Below are 23,489 nucleotides of genomic sequence, written 5' to 3'. Positions count from 1 at the left end.
GTGTCTTATTGTGGCTTGAGTCTGAAATCTCTGCCATCTCCCCAATGTGGATGCGATATTAGAGAGAGCGTCGGGTCATGTCTGAAATCTCACTATGTTGGAATGGTTGGCAGCGACAACAGGAATTGAGCTTGGCAAGTTAGTACTGGATCAGGTTCTCGATTTGAGCAAGCCTGTTCTGGAAGGGTATGTTCAAGATTTTTTCAAGGATTGTCTAAGTGGCGGAGTCAGCCGATTAAATGCCTCAGCGTTGAAAGCGCCAATGGCAGAAGCAGTTGGCTACTTTATCAAGCGCTTTGTTAAAGAACTTCAGATTAACGACATTCCTGAAACCAGTATTCAGCATCACTATAAAACAGCGATCAAGAAATTTGTGCAAGATAAGGCGGTGCGCCCGATTCTGGGGAAAGCCTTTGAGAAGGATTGCAAACAAATTGATTACAGGCAGTTAGAGAAAATTTGGGCAGAGCAGTATCAAGGCTCTGGATGGCAGTTTCCTTTAGAGGAGTTTGATTGGCGAGGAGTCGGTAAAGAATATGTGTATGAGGTCAAGGGCATTGTTAAAGCAAATCCAGAGTTGCGCGAGATTCTGAACTCTGACCTGCTAGAAGACATTGTCCGTAATACTGCACAACTCTCACCGGGATTTGATATTGAAACCTATCGAGACAGTTTGCAGTCTAGCTATGGCTATCTGAAGCTGCATACCCTCGACAGCACTGACCGAGTCGATGCCATCAAACTTTGGGCTATATTCATTGAGCAAACGGTGCGAGAGGCATTGCCCCCGATGCGTTACGATCTGCCTCTGGACTTGAAACGACAACTACAAGACAGAGGACAACTTGAAGCAGATTTATCGCCTGAAGCCTTAGAGCATTACCGCCACGAGTATTTTCAGCAGCCTGCACGAAAGGTTTTAGAAGCGATAGCCGACTCTCAGCGGGCGCTTATTTTAGGAGATCCGGGATCGGGAAAATCAAGCCTTTTGCAATATTTGGCGTTGGAGTGGGTTGAGGGTAATACCGAAAAACTGCCATTATTGATTGAGTTGCGAGAATTTGCTCTCAATCCATCTGCTAACTTTCTCGAATTTCTGCATCGCGGTCGAGGTGTAGATTGGCAGTTTGACCAGCAGCAACTCCATCAGCATTTGCTAGAGTTGCCCACGCTAATCATGTTTGACGGTCTGGACGAAGTGTTTGATCGCACCACCCAATCCACCATCATTGATGACATCATTCGTTTTTCTCAGCAATATCCCAAAGCACGGGTGCTTGTTACATCTCGGATTATCGGCTACAACCCCGATCGCCTCCAGCACAGCGGGTTCCGACACTTTACGATTCAATCTCTGAATACCGATGAAATACATGAATTTATAGATCGCTGGTATGACCTATCAATGGGCAGTGATCTCGATAAAGTGAGGCTGAAACAGCGGTTGAAGGATGCTATTGCCAATTCTAAAGCGATCGCCAACCTGGCAGACAATCCGCTGCTGCTGACGATGATGGCAATTCTGAATCGACGGCAGGAGTTACCGCGTGATCGCGCTGACCTCTATGACCAGGCTTCACGGGTACTGCTCTACCATTGGGATGTGGATCACAAGCGTTTACAGATTCCTATACATGCGATCGGACGACGGGAAAAGCAGGAAATGCTTCGCCTGATTGCCTATGAGATGCAGGCCGGGGAAGAAGGGCTGAAGGGCAATCTTATTAGTGCAGAACGCCTCACCCACATTTTGACCAACTATTTACGCGATCAGGGCTTCAGCGAACCCCGTGAAAAGGCCGATCGCTTGATTCAGCAACTTCGAGAGCGCAATTTCATCCTTTGCTATCGCGGAGCCGATACCTATGGCTTCATGCACCGCACTTTCTTGGAATATTTCTGTGCGGTTGAAATCGTCCATCGCTTTGAAAAACAGCGCACTCTCACCTTTGAACAATTACGCGATGAAGTATTCGGTCAACACTGGCAAGATGAAACCTGGCACGAGGTTCTTCGGTTGATTTGTGGAATGGTTGACTTCCAATTTACCGAGCAGTTGATTTGGTGGTTGATTAGACAAGAAGAGGCAAATACGTTTACCCACATATTTCTGGCTGTTGATTGCTTGTTAGAGAAAGATATTCACAGACGTTTAGCAGAGTTAACTGATTCATTATTGACTACTCTAAAGGACTTAATGAAATATGGCCCTTATGGGGAAGATCCAGAAGATAATGGAAGAATTCTTAGAATTAGGACAGATTCAGTCGTTGCTATTTCAAAAATTTGCCAGCATGATTTGGAAACCTTTAACTGGCTTAAACAGATTGCCTTGTTTGATGACACGATTGGAGACAATAAAGATATAGTTAGAGGTATTGCATATGGGTGGAAAGAAGACCCAAGTATCTTAGACTGGCTTAAATACTGTATTCATTCTGAAAAGCCAGTTAGACCTAAAGCAAGATATGGGGCTGTGATAGCTATGCAAGAACTTTATTCAGATGACCCAGATGCATTAGCTATTTTTAAGGAGGCGGCGCGAACTGGGTATAATTGGGGCTTTAGGTTGAGTGGGTTAAGAGGTTTGTTATCATCATGGAAAGATGATCCAGAAACATTCTTAATTGTTAAATCCCTCGCTCAATCTGACGAAGAAGATTTTCTGCGTGGACAAGCACTTGAAAAACTGGCACTCAATTGGAGTAACTCCCCAGAGGTTTTTGAGATTCTTTGCACTTCTATCATTCATGATCCATGTAATAAAACTGAGCATGATTGGATTCCCAACCCCCGAAAAGTTGCTCTAGAAGCTCTCCTTACCCATTATCCAAAACATCCTAAAACTCTCGATCTGTTGCGAGATCGTGCACTCAACGATCTCGACGAGAAACTGCGAGAATGGGCGCAGGAGAAGTTGCAAAAATTGGGGAATAAAGGAGGATCAAGCTAATGGACTTGATTTACCTGGACTACAACTGCTTTCAGCGAAGATTTGATGACCCCAATCAGAGTCGCATTCAAATTGAAGCGTTAGCCTGTCAAGAAATCTTCAATCGAGCAGAAGCCCAAACAGCTCAGTTAATCTGGTCATTTATGCATGAAGACGAAACGCTACTCTGTCCCTTTCCAGAGCGGCAGGAGTTTGCTTTGGAACTTTCCACCCTGTGTCAAATCAGAATTGGCCCAGAAGACGCTATTTACGGCCTTGCCCAGCAATTAATGCAGCAAGGTAAATTCTCGGCAAAGGATATTTTGCATGTCGCATGTGCTAGCTATGCTAATGCAAACTTCTTCCTCACCTGTGATGATGTCCTGATGCGACAAGCCAAGAAGCTATCATTAGCTTGTGAAGTCATGAACCCGGTTGACTATATTCGGAGAGAAACCCCATGACAGATTCCACCCCAACCCTAAATGATGCTCAACTTCGAGTTAAAGCTCTAACCACCCTCAAGCAAGAACTTGGCATGGCCAATACTCTGCGTTTTCTGGCATTAATCAATCAAAACCCCACGGACTATGTAGAGATATCTCGTCAGATTTACGAAGAGCAGCAATTAGACGAAATTTTTTCTAGAGCGAAACAAAACTGGAAAGGCTAGTTTTTGGATATTAACCTTGCCAACCCTGCTGATGACTGCCACAGCTACTAGAGCCGCCGTCCAAGTTTGGTAGGCGTTTTTAGAACGTCTCTCTTTAGCATTCCAGTGCCCTTTTCGGCTCCTAAGGCATTTCAGTAGTCATTGCCTTTTCTCCCATCAATACAGTTCATCTGTATTGATATCTGATAACGTATTAGCCTGGGAACCCTAGAGTTTGGATAGCTATGACAGTATCTAGGGAGGGAAACAACACCGATGGAATCTGGTGAGCAACTCAGCCTGCTACGTCAAATCGAAGAAGTCCAGGCAAGCCCCAATCTCCAATTGCCTGCCCACGATCGCTTCCCTCACAACCATAATCGCCACACCGTCAAATCAGCCGTCTTTCCAGACCTGCTGAACTCCCATCGTCCCCTCATCATCAGCGGTTACACCTCTCTGAGCATGGTGATCGAGTTTCTGGCCGAATGCCACCAGAAGTTGGAAACAAACGAAGCTGCCTTCGACACCATCCAAATCCTAATTGGCAACGAGCCACATCCTACCCAGCGCACCACCTTTCGCCTCAAAGACAGCAACCTAGCTACCGAAGTTCAACGCTACTGGCTGGAAGAGCGAGGAATCTCCATCTTCCTCTGTGCCAAAGTGATTGTGGCCATCGAACTCCTCCGCAGCGGCAAGGTAGAAGCCCGACTCTCCAATCAATCCCGTCCCCTACATGCCAAAATTTTCCGGGGGGATGAGGCTATTACCCTCGGGTCAAGCAATTTCAGCCAGTCCGGCTTAGAACTCCAACACGAGGCCAATAGCCGCTACCAGCGGGAAGCAGAGCCCGAGCGCTATCAAGAAGCCTGCCAGATAGCAGCGAGCTACTGGGAGCTAGGGCGAGACTACCAGGCAGAACTGATCGAACTGCTAGAACTGCTGTTGAGCGTCGTCACCTGGCAAGAAGCTCTGGCCAGAGCCTGTGCCGAACTGCTGGAAGGCGATTGGGCCATTCGGTATACCCAGGGACTGCAATACAGCGATGAAGCCGCCCTCTGGCCTTCTCAATACCAGGGCATTGCCCACGCCCTGTGGGTGATTGAGAACGTTGGTAGTGTTCTGGTTGCCGACGCCACCGGTTCTGGCAAAACGAAAACCGGTGCCAACCTAATTCGCAGCGTGATGCAGAAGATGTGGAGTACCGGTCGCATCAAGACGGAAATTCCTATCCTGCTGTGCCCGCCTAGCGTCGAAGCCTCCTGGCAAGAAGAGTCTCACCGCTGTGGAGAGAATACCCTCACCTGTTCCCATGGCCTATTGAGCAACACTACTGAAAACAAGCGAGAGGATGTCTTGCGCCTCATCCGCCGCGCCCAGGTGCTTGCTGTTGATGAAGCCCATCGCTTCTTGAACCTGAAATCCACTCGGACTCGACAGCTGTTCAACAATATTGCAGACCATGTGCTGCTGTTCACGGCTACCCCCATCAATCGCGGCCCCCTAGACTTAATTGCCATTGTTGACTTGCTGGGGGCCGACAACTTTGACGACGACTTGCTAGATACCCTCAGCCATATTCGACGGCGGCGGGGGGAAGACATTGCCCAGGCCGAGCTAGAGAAAATCCAACGGGCCATTCAACGCTTTACGGTGCGGCGAACCAAAACCATGCTGAACCGGATGATTGAGGGCAATCCAGAGGCATTTAGAAATAAGCATGGGGTTCCCTGTCGCTATCCCAAGCACATCACGGATGTCTATATCTGCGATCGCAATACCGCCACCGCCAATCAAGACCGCCAACTGGCCGCTCAAATCCGGGAAACCGCTGCTCAGCTCAAAGGCATCCAGTATGTCCAAAAACCGATAGAAGTGCCCGATTTCTATGGTGGAACCCACGAACAATATCTGGAAACTCGGCTGAGCAGCGCTGCTGCCCTGGCCATGTATTACGTCATGGCGAGCCTAAGATCCTCCCGAGTTCGCCTTATCGAGCTGATTAGGGGGACGGAATTTGCCAAGACCTGGGGCAAGATTTCTACCAAGGTCAAGGCTCAAGAGACTGGCAATGTGATCAGCAGCCTGCAAGAGAAAGCCGGTAAACCTGCCCAGCAAACCCTGAATATTTCAATGCCCGAGTGGCTGACCGACTCAGAGCAGCATGAGCTGGCCAGCCAGGAAGAAATTCGCCTGTATGAACGTATCGAAAAGCTAGTCAACCAAATGTCGGATGGTCGAGAAGAGGTCAAAGCCAGGAAACTGACTGACTTATTGAAAAAACACGGCATTGTCATCGCCTTTGATAAAAGCCTGATCACCCTAGCGGATATTCACGATCGCCTCCGTCAGCACCCAGGTTGTGAGGTGATGATCGCGACGGGCACCAGCAAAACGGAAAGAGACAAAGCTAACCGGGCCTGTCAACTGGGGTCTCAACGAAAAGGCGTCATTCTGCTCTGTTCCGATGCCATGTCAGAGGGCATCAATCTCCAGCAGGCGTCGGCAGTGGTCAACCTCGATATGCCCACCGTGGTGCGGGTGGCTGAACAACGAATTGGGCGCATTGACCGCATGGACAGCCCCCATCCTCAGATTGAGGTGTTTTTTCCGAAGGATAGCGAAGAGTTCATTTTGTCCTCTGACCAGCGGTTTGTGGATCGGATGAGATTTTCTTCTGAGATGCTGGGGGCCAATATTCCCCTGCCGAATGAATTGTTGACCGGGGAGCTACAGCTATCAGACACGATCACTCGCTTAAATGAGGTGATTGAAGCGGGCACCCCGGCAGACCAGCTCCTGGATGTGTTTACCCCAGTGCGATCGCTGGTTGAAGGAGAATCAGCCCTGGTTCAGCGGGATATTTACGAACGAATGCGAACCAGCGATGCGCGGGTAATTGCCTCGGTGCGGGCACTGCAACGCAAGCGGATTAGCATCGTATCGGCCCGCCGTCCCTGGGTATTTTTTGCGATCGCAGGCACTGAATGGGGTGCCCCTCGCTGGGTCTACCTGGATAGCCCCCAAGCCAAACCCGTAACGGATCTGGAGGAGGTCAGTCAGCACCTCCGCAATGTGCTGACTGATGAAGTCGATAACCTACCTAAAGACAAGCTGGAACAGGCGGCTAGGGTTCTCCAAGACTTCCTGCAACAGCTCCGTCAGACCGAGGTGCTGCTCCTACCTCGTCGGAAACAACGGGCGTTGGAGGAAATGAAGTTCATTTTAGGGGAATACCTGGAGCGGGCTAATCTCAAAGGGGATAGTGATCGCGCCAATTTCATTCGACAGCTCTTAAAGCTTCTACAGCCCAACTCCCAGGAACCCGTAGACCCCGGTAGCTTAGCCGAACGCTGGCTCGACCTGATTCGTCCTATCTGGTATGACTGCCTCAAACAGCAACGGCGGCGGCATGGCCCCCTCAGGTTGAAAGACATCCGTCAAGAACTGCTGGATAGACCATTGGTGACCCAGGACTTACAAAAAGCTTTCGCAGGAATCGATTTAGGTTACCTCAAGCCCCTAGACGAGCGAATTGTCGCGGCGATCGTTGGCGTTGCATCATGACCTCTGTCTTTCGACTGCTGCTACATCTCAACATCTACAGTCTTCTTAACCACCGCCCTTGGCCTACTCCCCAAATCTCGCTGCATAGCCGCGATCGCCTTCTCCGACAGTGACTGTCCTTTCGCTACTTCTCTCGCCACCTCCGTTATCCGGCTCAAATACCCCTCTGGTCTCCCCAGCGCCACGGCTGCCCCATGCCATCGCCAGAGTTGACCTAACTCCGGGCGGCTCTGCTGCCACCCATTGCCGCCCCCCTCCGGATTGACCAACACCTCATTCCAGTCCTTGCCTTGGTTCGGCGTCAGCCGCTCAATCCCCGGCACCTGCTGCGCTACCCGCCAGGCCATGGTCTCCCCCGCTACATCCGCATCAAACGCCGCTGCCACCAGCCCCCCACTCCGTAGCACGGTCTTGAGTGCCTCGACTGGCACGCCACCCGCGCCATCCGTCGAGAGATAAATCGACACTCCCTCCGGCCCTCGTTGCGCCCGATCCAGCACCGCCAGCGACATCGCATCAATCGGCGACTCCACCAGCAGCACCCGGTTTACTGGCCCCTGCCCGGTGCCAATCCAAAACCACCCTTGGTCTCTGGCCGACCCTGGAGCTAACCCGTGGAAATGGTTCTCCTCCCCCCAAGTCCCCCGCAAACTGGCCCCAATCACCTCGCCCCGACTCCAGGTTTGAGCCTGCAACTCATGGCGCAAAAATACGGCATTCTGATGGTCATCGGCGAAGATCAAGCCCCGCTCATTGAGCCGATCCACCAGCACCGCCGGTAGCTTGCGGATTTCCACCAGATACTCACGCACCGCATCCCATCGCCGGGGAGAGTCCCCCGGCATCTCCAATGCCCGAGGTTCCGAGGCTTTCGCCTGGGCAGAGCTAGACGCCTGTGCCGGTCGCTGGGAGAAATCCTGACCTGACAGCCATTCCACCGCCTGCTTGAACTCCACCCCCTGAACATACATCACCAGGTCAATCGCTCCGCGCCCCCCAGCATCGGCCAACCAGTCCATGAACAGCGGCCCGCTGATACTGATGATGTGGTCGCCATTGCGCCACTTGTGCTTGTCGTGGCGATCGCATTCCAACCCCAAATGCGCCGCCACATCCTCCAAATCCGCTCCCCGCACCTCATCGGCAATCTCTTGTAGCGTTGGCCCCTGAACCGGTTTTACAGGCTTGGCTGGGGGCAGATTCTGAGATGGCGCGGGCGCTGTTGTCGCTGGCTCTTGCTGCCACAGCGGATCTGGGCTAGGTCGTGGCACCTGTCCAGTGGGGTGACCTGTCCGAAAGGGTTCCACATCAAACAAACTCTGCACCCGAAATTCAGGTTCTCCAGTAGCTGGGGCATCAACCACAGCTTCGGGTTCAGGCGGTGGTGCTTCCTCCACAGCGAGGGCAAGCGGTTGATGGGGGTGGATGGCGATCGCCCCCTCTCCCTCCGCAATCACCACCTCCCCCTGCTGGGTCAGCCTGTCTAAATACTTGTGCAAACTCTGCACCGGAAACCCTGCCACTCGTACCCGTCCGAGTTCCTTCACCCCAGACTCCATGCTGGTACCAATCATTTCTAGATGCTCGATCAAGGGCCGAGCCCCGTCAAAAAACGCCTCATAGAACCGCTGGTCTGGCGACTGCACCAGCACGATCGCATCAGAATACTGTTCTTTCACCTCCAAATACTGCCGCATATCACTCGGCATCCGCGATCGCTCATCCTCCGGTTCCTGCTCCACTGCGGGTGCTGCTTGGGCCTGAAGCTGGGCCTTCGCAGCCTCCGCGAACCCCTGCTGCACGATGTTCTTGGAGAAAATCTGGGCAAAGGTGCGATCCGGCAACCGCGACTCCCCACCGCGCAAACTCTGCACCGCCGTCTCCTTAAACTCGATGTGCCCCTCACCCCGCACCCGAAACACCATCTCCGAGTCGATGAACATGTCGCCGTTTTGGGTCAGGTAGTGGGTCAGATACAGCTCATCGCCCTGACGCTCCACCACCAGGGGAATAAACGGCTCATTCTCAATCCGCAAGTGAAACTCCTGAGAGGTCATTACGTCCTGCTCAATCCCCGCATTTCTCAAAAACCGCAGAATCCGCTTCTCCAGTTGGCCCATTGGGGGTTGATTGGGTACGGCTGGGGACACGGGATTCTCTGCTGTTTCAACCGCAGGTTTTTCCACGGCTTGCTCTGGGCGTGGCTGACTTACCACCGGTTGGGAAACAACCGGTGGCTTAACTGCCTCCATCTCCACCTTTTCCAGCGTCGGCAACGACACCCCCACCAAATCCCGCGCCACCTCCTTGAACTCAAACGCCGCCAGGGTGTAGTTCCGTTGGTGCATCACCACTCCTAGCACCCGCTCCAGCCGCTCTGGGGGAATGACGACTTCCATGCGATCAGCGACCGAGTAAAAATCCGACCCCGCCGCCGCAATTAGTTCCTCATCCAAGTAATACCGCCCGCCCGACTCTTTCGATTTCGGTGCTTGCAGAATAAATCCGTCCCCTGCCTGCTGGGGCTTCAGCAGCAACAGCTCATCCAGGGTCTTTACCGTCCCCTGTCGGTTGGTCAGCTCCGTGAGGAACCGAAACACCTGCTGGGGCTCCTTAAACGCCACCGGTTCCTTAGTCAGCTCCGACTCAATATCAAAGCCCTTGGGCATAATCAGCCCCTGGCAGACCTCGCCCCGGAAGTCGGTGTAGTTCACCAATTTCCCATTGGAGTATTTCTCAAACGCCTTAATCAGGTTGCCCGTGAAAATCTGCCGGTTGACCCGCCCTGCTTCCTGCTGCATGTCGAACAGCGAGTACACGCTATTGCCAAACCAATCCTCGGTCTGCACCGTGGCGTCAATTGCCCCAGCCCGCCCCGTGTTGAACTTCGACAACGGCACCGTAATCTGCCGTGCGGAATCTGCCACCAAAATCCTCAACTTCCAGCGGTTCGGTGCCGCCGGACTCCCGGATCGCTTCTTGGCGTCCGCCCCCGCGACCACACCATAGAGAATCGTCTTACTGGCTGGGGTTACCAGCCGCAGCGGTGTCCCCGGTACGAAAGTTTCCAACACGCCAGAGACATGCATAAACTGCTGTTCAATGCGGTCGTTGAGTTTCTCAATCGCCTTGCTGTCTTGCTTTTGGGCGATCGCCGCCTGCCGATATTGGTTCGTCTCTGATTCCAACTGGCTAATTGTCGCCGCCACCTGCTGCCTGGCCTGCGCAGCTACAGCATCCGGGTCATGGGCTTCTACCAAATTCACCTCCGCCAACCCCACCGACTCGCAAACCACATTGATCGCCTGGAGCTGGGTCAGCGGCTTGCTCTCACTCTTCGCCTCCACCAGTTCCAGATACACTGGCCCGGTAAACTCGCTCGCGGTCTCACTGTCATCGGACATCACCTCCATCCGCGCTAGGGGCCGGGCATCCAAATCCAGCTGATCTGCCTCCAGAATGTTCTCCCCCATCGCCCGCGCCTGATCCACCAGGTCGCAGTACTCGGATTCAATCAGGCTGTAGACGGCTTCTTGTTCGGCAATGGGCAGCAGCGGAATCCGACCTGTCACCCTCTTGATCAGGGCAATATCTGAGGCATCGTTTTCGGCCTTGGCAGCAGGAAAATCTAGCTTGGCGTTGAGTTCGGGGTCATCCGCCAACAGCTCCGTCACCACCTGCTCGCCGTAGGGATTCATAAAATCCACCACCGTGTTGAGCGAGATATCCGTCTCTCTTGCTGCCGTGGTGTTGGCATTCAGACTGGCCATCTTGCGACACAAAATGGCCCCTGGTCGCTTTTCGGCTGGGAGGTCACCCATCAGCAGCGTATAGTTGGGCAACGCTACCTGCCCCGTGCGATGCACCCGGCCCAACATCTGCATAAACACGTTAATGTCTCGTTCGGCCTGGGCCACAATCATGTGGCGAGGCCGCTGGTCAGCAAACTTCTCTGAGGCGTGGAGCGAGATGCCAGTCGAACCCGAGCAGTTGAGCAGAATAACGTCCGCATCCCCGGCATTGAACCGGGCCACCGCATCGATCCTACCCTTGGCTGTCTTTTCCTCCCCCAGTCGAACCTTGTAGGCCATGGTGCCATCGGCCCCATACTCGATGCCCGCCTTGCGCCCGGTGACTTCGGTAATCCGGTAGCCTGCCCGCTCTAGCTGCTGCTCGATGTAGTCAATCGGGCTAATGGGAATGCTGCTGAAGTCGGACTCGCGAATGCAATCCAGCGCTTCTTCATAGACCAAAACCGCCTCGGCTCCGAGTTGCTCATCGCTGAGTCGCAGCCGAGTGGAGTGGCCCCGGTAATCTTTGATAACGACATCACGCGATCTCTCCAGATACCGTTCCAGCAGATCCCCAAAGGAAAGGCTCATGGCGTCCCCAGGGCTCAAATCCTGGGATTCCGCATAGGCCTCGATGAAGCTGCCCATGGTGTTAGCCACTGTAATCACGGGCTTTTCGCCCCTCTGGAGAGCTGAGATCGCCTCTTCTACCGTCGCATCCGCTTTCTGGGCCAGCAATCCCTGCTCAATGCAGTTGTGCATCAACGAGGTGAAGTTGGTACTCTGCGCTCCCACCTCGCCAATCGCCCCATCCTGCCCCAAGGCCTTCGCTTCCGCCTTCACTTCATTACTGATCGCCTTTACTGCCTTCTGCTTGGCCCGGTCAAAATCCTTGATCCCCCGCATCGCTGCCGAGAAGTCGTCGGCCACCACCCGATCCACTGGCACCGTCTTGGCTTGAAACGAAATGCCCTCATAGGAGCGCTCCCGCCTGAGCATTTGCCCAGAAGCGACAAACTTACTGGCGACAATCTGCTGGAGCGGCACCCCGCCACGGGTGAGGATATTCTCCAAGGCCGTCATGCTGCTCACGCCCAGCCGCAAATCGGTGCGCCGGGCATAGAGATCCATCACATCGGCTCGTTTAGCGTAGGTGGCCGAGGAATAAAACACCCCCGAGGACAGATCGATCAACTCCCGTACAAAATCCGCCCGATCCGGTGGCCCCGCTTCCTTCCACCCGCCCTTGCTGCCCCCCGCCTGGTGGGCCTCATCAAGGATCAAGATGGCATTTGGAGCCATCCGTCTCAGGAACGTGCGCCGTAACGGTTCCTTCTTCCCTACGGTCTGAAGCTGGCTGTAGGTGGTAAACACCGCGCTGTAACGGCCCAGGTTGCCCCGCTGGATCATCCCCTGCATTTCCGCCTGCTGCTTGGCGGCCCCAGCGGTCTTCAGCGCCGCGCCATTGGCCAGCGGAATCTCGGTACCGCTATCGGTAATAAATGGGGTGAACCGCCTCATCCCGATATCCCCCACATCCCGCATCATGTCGGCATAGAGTGGTTTGTCTTTGGTGATGAACAGGGCGATCTTCCCCTGCTGCTGGGCATAGCGCATGATGCTGGCACAGATTCGGCCCTTGCCGATGCCGGTCTGGTCGCCGGTAATAAACCCCGCGCCCCGCTCGATGTTGCTAATTGCCAGGGCCGAGGCATCCACCTGTTCTGCACTGAAATACTGATGCAGCTCCGCCACAGACCCATAGCCCAGGCGGGTAGCTAGGTAGTCATCAATGTCGCCATGCTGCTGCTCAAATCGCTCTAGCGCCTGCTGAGCTGCACTGGCCATATTGAACGGAATCAGAGTCTGGGTTGAGAAACCCTTGCTTTTGGGCACATAGGCCACTTGCCGAGGCTGGACATCATAAGTGTCTACCGACGGAGCCACAGCCTCGCCGGTTGAAAGAGGAGTATTCATGGTGAGTTCTGGGTGAAGGGCTACAGGCTTAGTTCGTTCAGCCACGTCTCTAGCGTGGTTTCGTCGTGCAGGCTCAGCCAGTCCGGATAGTCGGGATAGCTGGGGGTTACGGGCGTTACCGGAAAGCTCCCCCCGTAATAGCCGAGTCGTTCCTGAAACCGCCAGTTGCTCCGAATCAAGGTCACCGCCCACTGCTGCCGCCAATACTCCAGGGCGAAGTCCGGGTCGTCGTCTGGCTCCAGTATCGGAATTTCCTGAGCCCAGTCCAATTCGCTGAGGGTGGTGGCCAGCCCTTGTTGCGTCTCGATTTGGGAGGTTTCCGAGACGGAATCCTGAATCATTCTGTCCAGCCGAGTTTGCATCAACTGTAGGTAAGTTGCTTCGCTCAGCTGATCCAGTTCGGGCGGCACTTTGACGATGAATAGCGTTCCCAGACCCTCCGGCGTCCAGAGGTTGGGAAAGCTGGGATACTGACGGTTCATGAATGGATACGTCCAAGGGGATACGGGCATGGTGGATAGGTTCATTGGGAAGTAGCTCCTTTAATTCAGTAAACGATGTGTAGATGGCAGGCACCTCTGCGGCAGGCAGGGGGCGCTCTGATTTACCCCGCCCCTCAATCACAATCACGTCGATGGGAAACCCAGCGCCCTGCTTGCGGTACAGGTCACCCCAGATCGAGACATGCTGGGTAACCCGGTAGTGCTGGTACAGCAGGTAATAGAAGGCACGACTCTCACGGCTGTTGTAGCGCTCCGAGCGGTGTTCGTCTTCACGACCTTGCTTGCCTCCTAAAATTAGGACTGCTCGACCGCCCTCTTTCATCACCGTCAACGCCTTCAGGGCGATCACCTGGTCGATTTGGGCTGTCCAGGTATCGGCCATGGGAAATCGGCGGGTGTGACGCTGCTCGTCTTTAACCACCCCGAAGGGCGGATTACTGATGACCACATCCACCTGGGCCTCAGGCTTGTAGGTCAAAGCATCGGCCTGGGTGAGCTGGCTAAAGCCACGGGTTTGGAGTTCAGCCCAGCGATCTGGATTCAGCTCATTGGCGATCACCTGCTCTGGATTCGCCCCAATCAGCAGCGCTCCATTACCCGCCGTGGGTTCATAGACCGTCTTGTCAACGTTGATGCCACCTAAAACCGAAGCCAAATAAGCAATTGGAATCGGCGTACTGTAGGCTTGTTGCAGCACCGAGGTGGATGACCGCACGCTTAAATTAGGCTGTCGCTGGAGCAACTCCACTAGCTGGTCATAGGCTTCGTGAGTCGTGGCTGAGTTCTCCACCACTTGCCGCCCAGCCCGCACCACTGCTGCTTCAACGGATTCATCCACCGTCTTGGCTAGCGCGGTTCCAGGCTGCACCGGCTCCCCAAGAACAGCCGCCGCAAACCGCCGCGCTTCGACAATAGAGCCAAAGCCTTGACCCGATAGGAAGTAGGACGCATAGGCCTCAGCCAGCTGAGGATGGCCCATGATTATGGTCTCCGGGAATGGACGGTCGAGGTAGATGCCGGAGAATCCCTGATTGCGGTGATGATTCAGCCCAGCTCCATCTGGGCCTTGGGCTGACGATGGGTCTGCTGCTTAACCAGCTGCATCCGCTGCTCTAACCGCTCAAAGTGCAGCAAATCCTGCTGGTTCAGCCGTGAGACAACGTTGCTGTGGTGACGTTCAAATACCACCCCGCGCCCCCACTTATCGGTGATGCGCAGCAGGTCGTCGGTGCCCACTTCCAGCTTGAACTGGCCCCCTTCCTTATTCCAGGCATTGGCATAGACGTGACTCTGGAGGAAGCCCCGAACGGTATGCTCAACCCTGCGGGTGCGAGCCGCATAGACGGCTTCCACATCCAGCTTGCCCTGGGGCATGGTTGCTCGGTTGTGGCGCAGGCGGCTCAACTCCTGCCTCTGAAAATCACTGACCCGCTCTGCCACCGATACCACCTCAATGCCCCGACCCAGCCCGGCAGATCTCGTCACCCGCACCTGCATCAGCTCTCCCTGCTGGTCTCGCAGGCTGTATTCGCCCGCCCCTTTACGGCTGAGGTTGTAGTCCCCGATTTGATAGAGGGTTTCCCCCGTACGTTCGTGCCCTCGCTGAAACAGCTCCACCACCGCCCGCGCCATCTGCTGATTGCGCCGGTTCTCCAGGTGTTGACTGGTCCACTGGGTGACGCGAACATCAAGCGTTGGTAGTTGCCAGGTTTCTGCCGTAGCCTTCAGCAGGGTCTTGGTCGGACTATTTTTTGATCGCTCCACTTCCCGGTTCAGCACTTTTAGTGCTGGTAGGGTTGAACCATTGCGGGATAGTTCTGGCTGAGCTACCTCCGCTGCCATGGCTGGGGAGAGCCGAGTCTCCAGCTCCAGGAATGTGGCCCGATCAGTGTCCTGCAACTGATTGGACACTACCGCCCCATCGCGCACCGCCAAAATTATCTGGTTGTCGCGACTAACGCTCAGGTGGTGACCACTCTGTTTGATGCGGTAGTCGCCAACAGCTACGGCATCATAAAGAGGCTTGCCCTCGTGGAGCGGGTTAATCAGGCGAGCTGCGATCTGAGCCACAGCCTCTGGGTCAACCGTCAGACCTGGCTGTTGAGCGTCAGGAGTTCTCCCGTTGCGGCCATTCAGGGCTGGACTGGGAGCAGTGGGTCGAGCTTGTTCAACAGCCTCCCCAATCTGCATCTGGATCTGGTTAATGGTAATGACACCGTCCCGCTCTTCGCGAAACAGCACCGTCCCGCGATCTCGAATCTCAATGGCCGGGACTTTGCCCCGATACGCGTCTGGATCAACGCCTGGGGTGACCGGCTGCTGAATGGCATCGAGAATTACCTTCAGACTGTTGGGGTTCAGCTCTCGCCGTATCGTGCCATCGGCCAGTTGACCATAAACCACCCGTTGCCCCAGCTGAATCCGCAGGTCATCTTGCCCCGCTTGGGGAAGTGGTGGCGTTTGTTTGAAGGTCATCGCTAGCCTCTGTCCCACCTGGGTCAGGGCCATCACCAACTGCATCTCATCTTCTTGAATCGCCTGAGCTTCCTGGGGACTAATCACAAAGGGATTCATGCCACCCTCCCGTGCACCAGCGCTAGACCACCCAATCGATCAACCACCACGTCGCTGCCGACTTGAAAAAAGGCCAGCTGGTCATCCAGTCGATATTCCACGCAGCCAGGCTGGTAGTCAGGTAAGCAGTCTCTGGAAAAAATCAATTCTCCGTTTACCGCTCGGAGGTAAGGCACATCATCGAATAATACCTCTACCACCTCGGGCACATAGCCAGGGGGTAACGGCGGTAAGGCTTTTGCGTCAGCCAGTGCGGACAGTTGCTCTGGATGCTGACTTAAATATGACGTAGCCCCTGGGGATAGCCCCCAAGTTGTTACAGTGTGGTTCATCGTAATGCCTCATCGAATTCGTCTTCGGTAATGTCAGAACTGGCAGACAACCCTGATAGCTGTTGCCCGTCACTCAGTGGCAAAGGAAATAAGCACTCGGCGATTTCCTTGCGTTTTTGGTTCTCGTCATCTAAATCCGTTAGGGTCTGCTGCTGTTGGCAGCGAGCGATGAGTTTCTGCTGCACGGTGCTGTTCCAAAGGGCTTCACTCCTGGCTTGAGTCGCCTGCTCTTTTTTTGAAATCTTCACCCTCACCCGCAGCGGCACGGATGCCTCGCCCCCACCTCGGTAAGCCGGGTTGATAAATACGCATTCCCCCTGATCCAGCTTGAGAATCTGATCCGCCGTCATCAGCGGCACTCGCTGGCACTGCTCTGAACGACTGTTGCTGCCGTAACGGCCCTGGCTGCGGGAGCGGGTATAAATCCGCACGTCCTTTTCCCCCAGGTAGCCGGAGAACTCCTGAGCCGTCTCCCGGTCTTTGGGGTTAAAGAACACCTTGGTACCACAGGCCGCGAACAGCGCCCTGGAGAGATCGCGCCCATAGATGTGCTGGAGTTGAGCAAAGTTCTGATAGCCCAGCAGCGCCACAAACCCATAGGAGCGAAATTCGTTGATCCACTTGGGGAGATCAGGCAGATAGAGCGTCGGCAACTCATCGAGGGCGAGCACCAGGGGTTCAGAACGGGGCCGCGCAAAGTTGCGGGTGACGATCAGGTGGAGGATAGCGGCCAGGAGGGGGCTGACGGCATCTCGCTTCTGGATATCTACCTGCAAAAACAGAATGCGCTTGCCGGTCATATCCAGCGGGATAGTGGTCTTGCCGCAGAAGCTAGAGACCAACTGCTTGCCGGTAAACGTTTTGAAGGTGCGCTGGGCAGTGGCGACAATCCCCGCGATCTGCTTATCGGCTTCCTCGGAGGCAATCAGCTGGTTAAAGCTCTCCATCGTCCAGGGCGGAATCCATCCCGACTCACCCGCCTGCCGAATGCGCCCTGGCAGGTTGGAAAGGTTCAAGATTTTGTTCGCCATCAGCAGGTCAGGGTAGGGCGTGCGCTTGGCGAGCAGCATCACCGCCTCAACCAGGTTGGTACCGGCACTGTTGAAGAAGTCGTTATCCCGGTAGCCGCCGTCTCGCTGGGTATTCTTTTGCAGCACCGCCGCGAGTTGCGACGCCATCAGGGCATCGGTTTCATCTTCAAGGAAATCGAGCGGGTTGCAGATACCGGTATAGGGCTGACCCGGTGCGAACACATCCACTTGATAGCCCTGACTCGCGGCCCAAGCAGCATGAGCCGCGAGCTGACTGCCCTTGAAATCGTAGACCACGATGGGAAATCCCTGGGCGATCGCCGAGCGAATGGCCGGATCAATAATGCTGTAAGTTTTCCCCGAGTCCGGGGCTCCGGCCACCACAATGCTCTGCTGGGCCTGGGGGATATCCAGATCTCCGGCTTTGAGCGGCACTTTAGCTGGATGCCGCTGCTTCTGCTGCTTCCGCCCCAGAGCCTTCGCCCGTCGCCGTTCAACCTTCCCCGCAAAGCGTCCGGTCGCTAGCTTGTTCTTGGTGGTGCTGTTGCCAAACAGACTCATCCCCGCCCACAGCACCACCAGGCCGAGCAGCAGGGTACCCAGGCCGGAGTCCAGAAAGGGTTGGGCGGTGTCCCGTAGGATGCTGAGATCCAGAGAGCGTTGGGGTTGAGAGGAGGTCGTCATAATCGCGCCAAAGTGTCAATGTGCTGAATTTCGTAGACCTGACCGTTGAAGCCCAGGGTGTATTGCTGGAAACCTTCGGCCCCTAACTGGTTCACGACAAGCCGGGGTAGCCCGTTGTCCACAGTTGTTGTCGGCTCAATCAGGCTCCTACCTGGTGGGACATGGGGATTGAGGTAGGTGGCCAGCACCTGCTGAAAGCCAATGTCCTGAGGGATGTAGCCGAAGAACGCACAGCCAATCGCCCCACAAAGAGGCTGTATCTCGATTCCTTGAACCCGAGAATCGACCAGATACAGCGGCTGGCGCTGGCCTGCAACCTGCATCTTCCACATCTGCATCTGACCCGGATCAACCGGAAAATTGGGGCTGAGGTTGTCCGCTAACATCTGACTGAGCAGAGGCAGGGGAGCCACCTCCTGGGCTAAACGCCAGCCTGTCTGAGATGGCCGAGGCCAAAGCCAAATAGCCAGAGCCACAAGCATTACTAGGCAAACCAGAAGGGGTTTAACACACAAGATGCGCTTCATCCTTGCCGACCTCCCTGGGCTAAACAGCCTTTGGCTTGGGCATAGGCCTGACTCAACGAAGCCGTTTGAGGGTTGAGAAACACCTGGCCCTGAATGTCAGCCACTGTGCCCTCGACTAGCACCCCTGGGCCACCAAAGTAATGCTGGCCAATGCGCTCAACTAGGGCAGCCTCTGGTAACCCCTCGACCTGGGCTTGGTCGGCAATAGTCTGTAAGGATTCCTTCACCAAATGGGTTTGGGTCGCCATTGGCAAGAATCGCTCTACTTCATCGGCGTTAACCTCAGCCCCGGACTCAACTCGCTTGAGAAACTCCGGCCCCCCTGGTTGAGAGGCAATCATGGTCTGCACCTCCAGCTGATAGCTCATCAGGAGGTACTGGCCCAACCGGCGACCGCAGTGGCCTCGGGCATCGCAGCCATAGGGGCCAATGGCGGTGGGATAGCGGCTGAGGGTAGAAATGGCGGTTGAGAGTGACCCCAGATCGAGTCCACCATTGCTAGGCCCACAGGGTTGTAGACCCGTTAGATCAGCTGCTTGTGGTTGCGCTCTCTGAGAAGCTGGCTGGCTCAACCCTCCAGGTGATGCCGATACCATGGGCAGACTCGAAGCCGCCTGGCCCCCACTTCCACCATCCACAGCGCCTACCAGCATGAAATCGGTTTCTCGGTAGGTCATAAAGGGCACCGGGCCAATGAAGTAGGGCGTACAACCCAGATCAGGAGCCAAAAAGCCCCCCCGCTGACACATGCGGAAAAACAGCGCCGTGCTGACCGTGCCTGAGGACTCATCCACCTCCCACAGCGCCACTTTGAACGCATCGCCAAAGGGATGACGCCCGGTGGGCTCCTGGCCCCCATTGACAAACGACAAAAACCCTTCGCCCCCCGGCACCTGCTGCACATGCCCTGAAATCCACTGTTTCCCGTGCAATCCTGGAGTACCTGCAAATTCCACATGGGCGCAGGACTTTTCACAGGGCACCTGAAATCCGGCTTGCTTACTGCCTGAAATCGTCGTCTGCCGCTGGGTTTCAGCCTGGCCATAGACCATATCAATTTGACCAATCTCCCCAGCCCCAGAAAGCGGATTGGGCATCTGATCTAATGGCACCGACGCTAGTCCCGGCACCCCGTCGATGGTGCTATTGCCCCAGTCGCGAAAGTTTTGCAGGGAAATACTGGTGAGCCCAGGAATATTGGTCAGGGCAAACGAATTGAGTTGGCTACCCAGTTGCCCCAGACTCAGTTGGCCCAGGTCTGGAAACTCCGCCAGCAGGTTAGAAAGGGTCAGGTCATTGCCACTGAGTCCCCGTAAACTCGACACTGGTAGTGCTTCAGAAATAAGGGCTTCCAGCGGAGGCACCTGCTCCAACCGCAGGTTGCCCAGCCCCGGAATGGCCGAGACCAAATCCTCAACCCGCTGCCAGCCCACCATCTCCAAAGCGCTCAGGGCCACCTGGCTCAGGTCGATTTGACCCATCTGAGCTAGGGTCTGGAGATTGAACAACTGAGGATAAAGGCTGGTCTGAAAATCGCCCAGCTTCAGCACCTCGGCCACCGATTGCCCCGCCTGCCAGATTCGAGACGGGTCGTAGCCCAGGCTGCTGACCAGATCGCCGGGGATATCAACAGCCCCGCCAGACAGTAATGGCGGCAGGTTGGAAAAGGTCAGTTGCGACCAGTCAGGGACTCGGGCGTACTGCTTATCCCACTGCACCGGCACTGTTGGAATCCAAGGCTCCGTGGCAGCTTGAGGCGCAGGTTTAAACCAGACCAAACTGGCTGTGAGCAGGCCCAGAGCCACCAGGCCCAAGCGTTGAAGGCGTCGTCGAAATCGTTTATTCATGGGTTATCTCCCTTGGGTGATTTCAGAATCAAGTCGGCCTAACTCCGCCAGACGCACCACCAGGGCTTGAGATACGCCTGCATTCTGGGTAGCTTCAGCTAGGGATCGGCCCTGTTTGAGCTGTTCGAGCAAAGCTTGAATCCGCTCCCAAAGCGGATCTCCAGTAACGACCAGGCTGCGTCGCTGCGCTTCGAGCAGCCCTCGCTCTACCCACTGCACCCCAGCAGGGCTAGCGATCTGTGTCGTCAAAATGGCTGTGGCATGGGGCGATGGGGCATCGGGTTGAATGGCCAGGATGCTGTAAGCAGGTGCGCTTGAATTGGGAAAGGCCAGTTGAAAGGTATAGAGGTCGCGATCAGTTACGACCGTTAGTGTCGTCGTTGCGGTGGCAGGCAAGCCCGGAAAGGCCAGAGGCTGAATTCGTCTAAGGTGAATTACTGTGGCGGCGCAGTCTCCTGGTGCTGCGACTGTCGCGCAGCGGGTATCGTCAAAATCCAGCGTCACCTGAGACGGATCATCGAGCCAGGCGCGACGCACAACCGCTCCTACCGGGCGAAAGTTGAGCGTGACCCCATGGCCAGGATGGAGTTCAACCGTGACCGGGGCATGATCACCTCTGGCAGCTCGGTTTGAAACAGTGCGGGTCGCCTGTGCCCAGGCTGGAGTAGAGAGACCTGCCAAAGCCAGGGATAGGATCAGTGTTTTCCAGTGTTGAATCATTTTCCTGTCCTCAAATCGGCATCTGCATCGACTGGTTGACAAACACCTGCACAGGCCGACCCGCCTCGATATAGGCAATGCGGGGACGCTGCTCTAACTCCTCAATCGCCCGCTGGTTGCGCTCAGTAATGGTGTCGAGGATGGCGTCGGTGCCCCCTTCCAATACCCCGGCCAATACATTCGGAGCTGGATTTTCGGTGGTCACCACAGTTGACCCGCTGCCGGTTTCAACCCGAGTATTGGGGCGGGTATAGAGTTCACTGGCGCGACGAATCGAACCCAGGGCAAATTGACCAGCATCCATCGCCGCAATGCCAGGGCCAATGTCGTCATAGGCTTCGGCCTGGAGCGGTGTTCCGCCCTGGCCCCGGATCTGGATCACGCCCTGAGGCAGCATCAGTTCTCGGGAGTGGCCCTGGTCAGTCCAGATCGCCTGAGTAGCGGAGAGCTGTACCAGGCCATTGTCAGAAACGGTGTCTACCTGTATGACCAGCTCGCCCCCAGCGGGAATTGCCACTTGGCCCTGGCTATCAACCAACGGTTCTGAAAGCACAACCAGCAGATTGTTGCCGTCAGCGGTGCTATCCAGAATGACCGGTGTAGCCAGAGATCCACTGGACTGAGTCCCCGCGATCAGGGATGCAGGCGGTGCCGGTGGCTGAAGAATGCGGGCCTCATCTGCCGTCAAAATGGCAGTGAATGAGGGGTCTGCTTCAGAGGCCGCTACAGGAAACTCATCCAGGTCATCTATCTCCTGTATTTCAGGCGGTTCCGCCGCTGAAAATTCTGGTGTTCCCTCCGCTGCCACGGATTCTGGAGTGCTGATAATTGCTGGTGCCGGACGAAGGGCCGGGGTATAGGCAAATTGCGCTTGAGCTACAGGCTCCGGCACTGAGGCAGGTTCAGCGGATTCCTCGGGCAGGGGCAAACTCCCATAGCTCCCCACCTGAGCCAGTTGTTGCCAGCGTTCTACCGGATCAACAGCAGGTGCCACTGCTGGGCTTGGAGCCGTAGAAACCGCTGACGGGCGCGAGACCACAGGGGTAGTTGTCGCCGCTGGTTGCAGGCGAGGCGTTGGGGCTGGGTAGCTGACGGCTGGGGAGGCTGGTCTTGCTGAAACGGTGGGCGGCGGAGCCGATGCGACGGGTTGAGGAGTTGACCTGGCTGGCGCTGCAACAGACGTGGGAGACGGCGGTGCAGGCGTCGTAGTCGGGCGAGGCGGTGCGCCTGAGGTCGTAGTTTGTACTGCCCCCTGATCTTCCAGAGCCATCTGAGCTTTGAGAGCGGCAACCTCCGCTCTGGCCTGCTCCAGTTCAGCTTCCACCGTCTGAGGCTGGGCTTCTGTTGGATTAGCCTCCGGCGAAGTTGTCGCTGTATCGGGCGTATCGCCCTGACGGCTGCCTGCAATAAAAACGCCCGCCAAGGCAAAGACGGGCACCAGTGCCGAACCAATCAACATGAGCTTCGGCACTGGTAGCTTCCAGAAAGGACGCTCAGATTGCACGGGCTCTGTGAAAGCTTCTTCAGCCACCAGCGGTTCCGCGAGATCGGGTGCGCCCATCATCTCGCGCAGCGTGTCCAGGTTAGGTTCTGGGAGGGTACTCATCGGCTCACGTCCTCCGGTTGAATGGGTCGAATTGCTTCAATCTGCACCCCGCTCTCTAGCAGCCGGTAGGCCACCGCCTGGTAATCCGAGGCATCGGGAATTAGGGGTTTACCAGTAGGTTCAACGGCTCTTACCGTGATGCGGCGGTTAAAGGTCAGTGTTGTCCCAGCCGGGTTGCTGGCTTCAAACACCACTCGGGTCGCCACCAGATCCACCTGCCAGCGACCTTCGCCAATCGCTTGGGGCGGGGAGATGTGCTGGGGAATTAAGACCGCTGACACCTGTCCGTCAAAGACGCCCTCGGGAATCACCTCGGTAGCTAGGGTTTGGAGGAAGGCATCGCGGAAGTCAGGGGCCAGCAGGAATGAGGCTTCCCAGGCGGCTTTTGAAATCCGGTTGCGCCCAGAAACCTGAACCCCTTCATCAACAGCTTCTTCACCTTCACCCGGCAGCTTGCCCCAGGTAAAGGTCATCACCGCCCAGGTCGAGACCACCTGACGGATCACCTCCGGTTCCCGGTGGCGGTAATCGGCAGGACGCACCGAGAAGGCACGACCATCTACCTGCTGCACCAGGGTGGGCGGCTTCTGGTTGGCCAACCGCGACACTGAGACCGATAGCCAGAGTAAAGCCAACGCGAAGACCAGCACACCGACTGACAACCCCGCAAAGGCCAGGGGCAAGATGTCGCTGGAATGGATACGGGGCCGTTTCACTTTACGGCTAAGTTCAAGCAGTTCCAT

Annotated in this window: 12 protein-coding genes; 4 read left to right on the top strand and 8 right to left on the bottom strand. The window is 55.7% G+C overall.

Annotated features, from left to right (window positions below; all coding sequences use genetic code 11):
* Positions 1 to 94 precede the first annotated feature (94 nt).
* From AC0QKW_RS01635 to AC0QKW_RS01620, 4 genes are all read left to right on the top strand, one after another.
* On the top strand, positions 95 to 2,953 hold the full coding sequence (locus tag AC0QKW_RS01635) for an NACHT domain-containing protein (protein ID WP_473149322.1): 2,859 nt from the start codon (positions 95 to 97) through the stop codon (positions 2,951 to 2,953).
* Complete coding sequence (locus tag AC0QKW_RS01630; protein ID WP_473149321.1) at positions 2,953 to 3,396, top strand: hypothetical protein; 444 nt, start codon at positions 2,953 to 2,955, stop codon at positions 3,394 to 3,396. Before AC0QKW_RS01635 ends, AC0QKW_RS01630 begins: the two co-directional genes overlap by 1 nt.
* Positions 3,393 to 3,605 (top strand): hypothetical protein, encoded by a 213-nt coding sequence (locus tag AC0QKW_RS01625; protein ID WP_473149320.1) that lies wholly within the window; start codon positions 3,393 to 3,395, stop codon positions 3,603 to 3,605. The genes AC0QKW_RS01630 and AC0QKW_RS01625 overlap by 4 nt, the downstream gene beginning before the upstream one ends.
* A 255-nt stretch (positions 3,606 to 3,860) precedes the next feature.
* Entirely contained in the window at positions 3,861 to 7,154 is a 3,294-nt protein-coding gene (locus tag AC0QKW_RS01620) for a helicase-related protein (protein WP_473149319.1), read from the top strand.
* A gap of 20 nt (positions 7,155 to 7,174) precedes the next feature.
* Here AC0QKW_RS01620 and AC0QKW_RS01615 read toward each other — a convergent pair whose 3' ends face one another.
* The 8 genes from AC0QKW_RS01615 to AC0QKW_RS01580 all read right to left on the bottom strand — a co-directional run bounded on the left by AC0QKW_RS01615 (position 7,175) and on the right by AC0QKW_RS01580 (position 23,489).
* Complete coding sequence (locus AC0QKW_RS01615) at positions 7,175 to 14,404, bottom strand: strawberry notch C-terminal domain-containing protein (RefSeq protein ID WP_473149318.1); 7,230 nt, start codon at positions 14,402 to 14,404, stop codon at positions 7,175 to 7,177.
* Between the two features lie 65 nt (positions 14,405 to 14,469).
* A complete protein-coding gene (locus AC0QKW_RS01610) occupies positions 14,470 to 15,999 on the bottom strand; it encodes a hypothetical protein (protein ID WP_473149317.1) in 1,530 nt (509 codons plus the stop codon).
* Positions 16,000 to 16,327: 328 nt separating this feature from the next.
* Positions 16,328 to 18,046: a type IV secretory system conjugative DNA transfer family protein gene (locus tag AC0QKW_RS01605; RefSeq protein WP_473149316.1), complete on the bottom strand. Its 1,719-nt coding sequence runs from the start codon at positions 18,044 to 18,046 to the stop codon at positions 16,328 to 16,330.
* Positions 18,043 to 18,459 carry a hypothetical protein gene (locus tag AC0QKW_RS01600; RefSeq protein WP_473149315.1) on the bottom strand — a complete coding sequence of 139 codons (417 nt, stop codon included), beginning with the start codon at positions 18,457 to 18,459 and terminating at the stop codon, positions 18,043 to 18,045. Before AC0QKW_RS01600 ends, AC0QKW_RS01605 begins: the two co-directional genes overlap by 4 nt.
* A gap of 110 nt (positions 18,460 to 18,569) precedes the next feature.
* Positions 18,570 to 20,420, bottom strand: coding sequence for a hypothetical protein (locus tag AC0QKW_RS01595; protein WP_473149314.1), 1,851 nt, complete (start codon positions 20,418 to 20,420; stop codon positions 18,570 to 18,572).
* A 3-nt stretch (positions 20,421 to 20,423) separates the two neighbouring features.
* Entirely contained in the window at positions 20,424 to 21,140 is a 717-nt protein-coding gene (locus tag AC0QKW_RS01590) for a hypothetical protein (RefSeq protein ID WP_473149313.1), read from the bottom strand.
* A gap of 10 nt (positions 21,141 to 21,150) precedes the next feature.
* Positions 21,151 to 22,746 (bottom strand): hypothetical protein, encoded by a 1,596-nt coding sequence (locus AC0QKW_RS01585; RefSeq protein ID WP_473149312.1) that lies wholly within the window; start codon positions 22,744 to 22,746, stop codon positions 21,151 to 21,153.
* Positions 22,743 to 23,489 carry a hypothetical protein gene (locus AC0QKW_RS01580; RefSeq protein WP_473149311.1) on the bottom strand — a complete coding sequence of 249 codons (747 nt, stop codon included), beginning with the start codon at positions 23,487 to 23,489 and terminating at the stop codon, positions 22,743 to 22,745. Before AC0QKW_RS01580 ends, AC0QKW_RS01585 begins: the two co-directional genes overlap by 4 nt.

The sequence above is a fragment of the Pseudanabaena sp. PCC 9330 genome (assembly GCF_055795045.1).
Note: the sequence above shows the minus strand (reverse complement) of the source record. Positions and strands in the feature narration are given on the sequence as shown.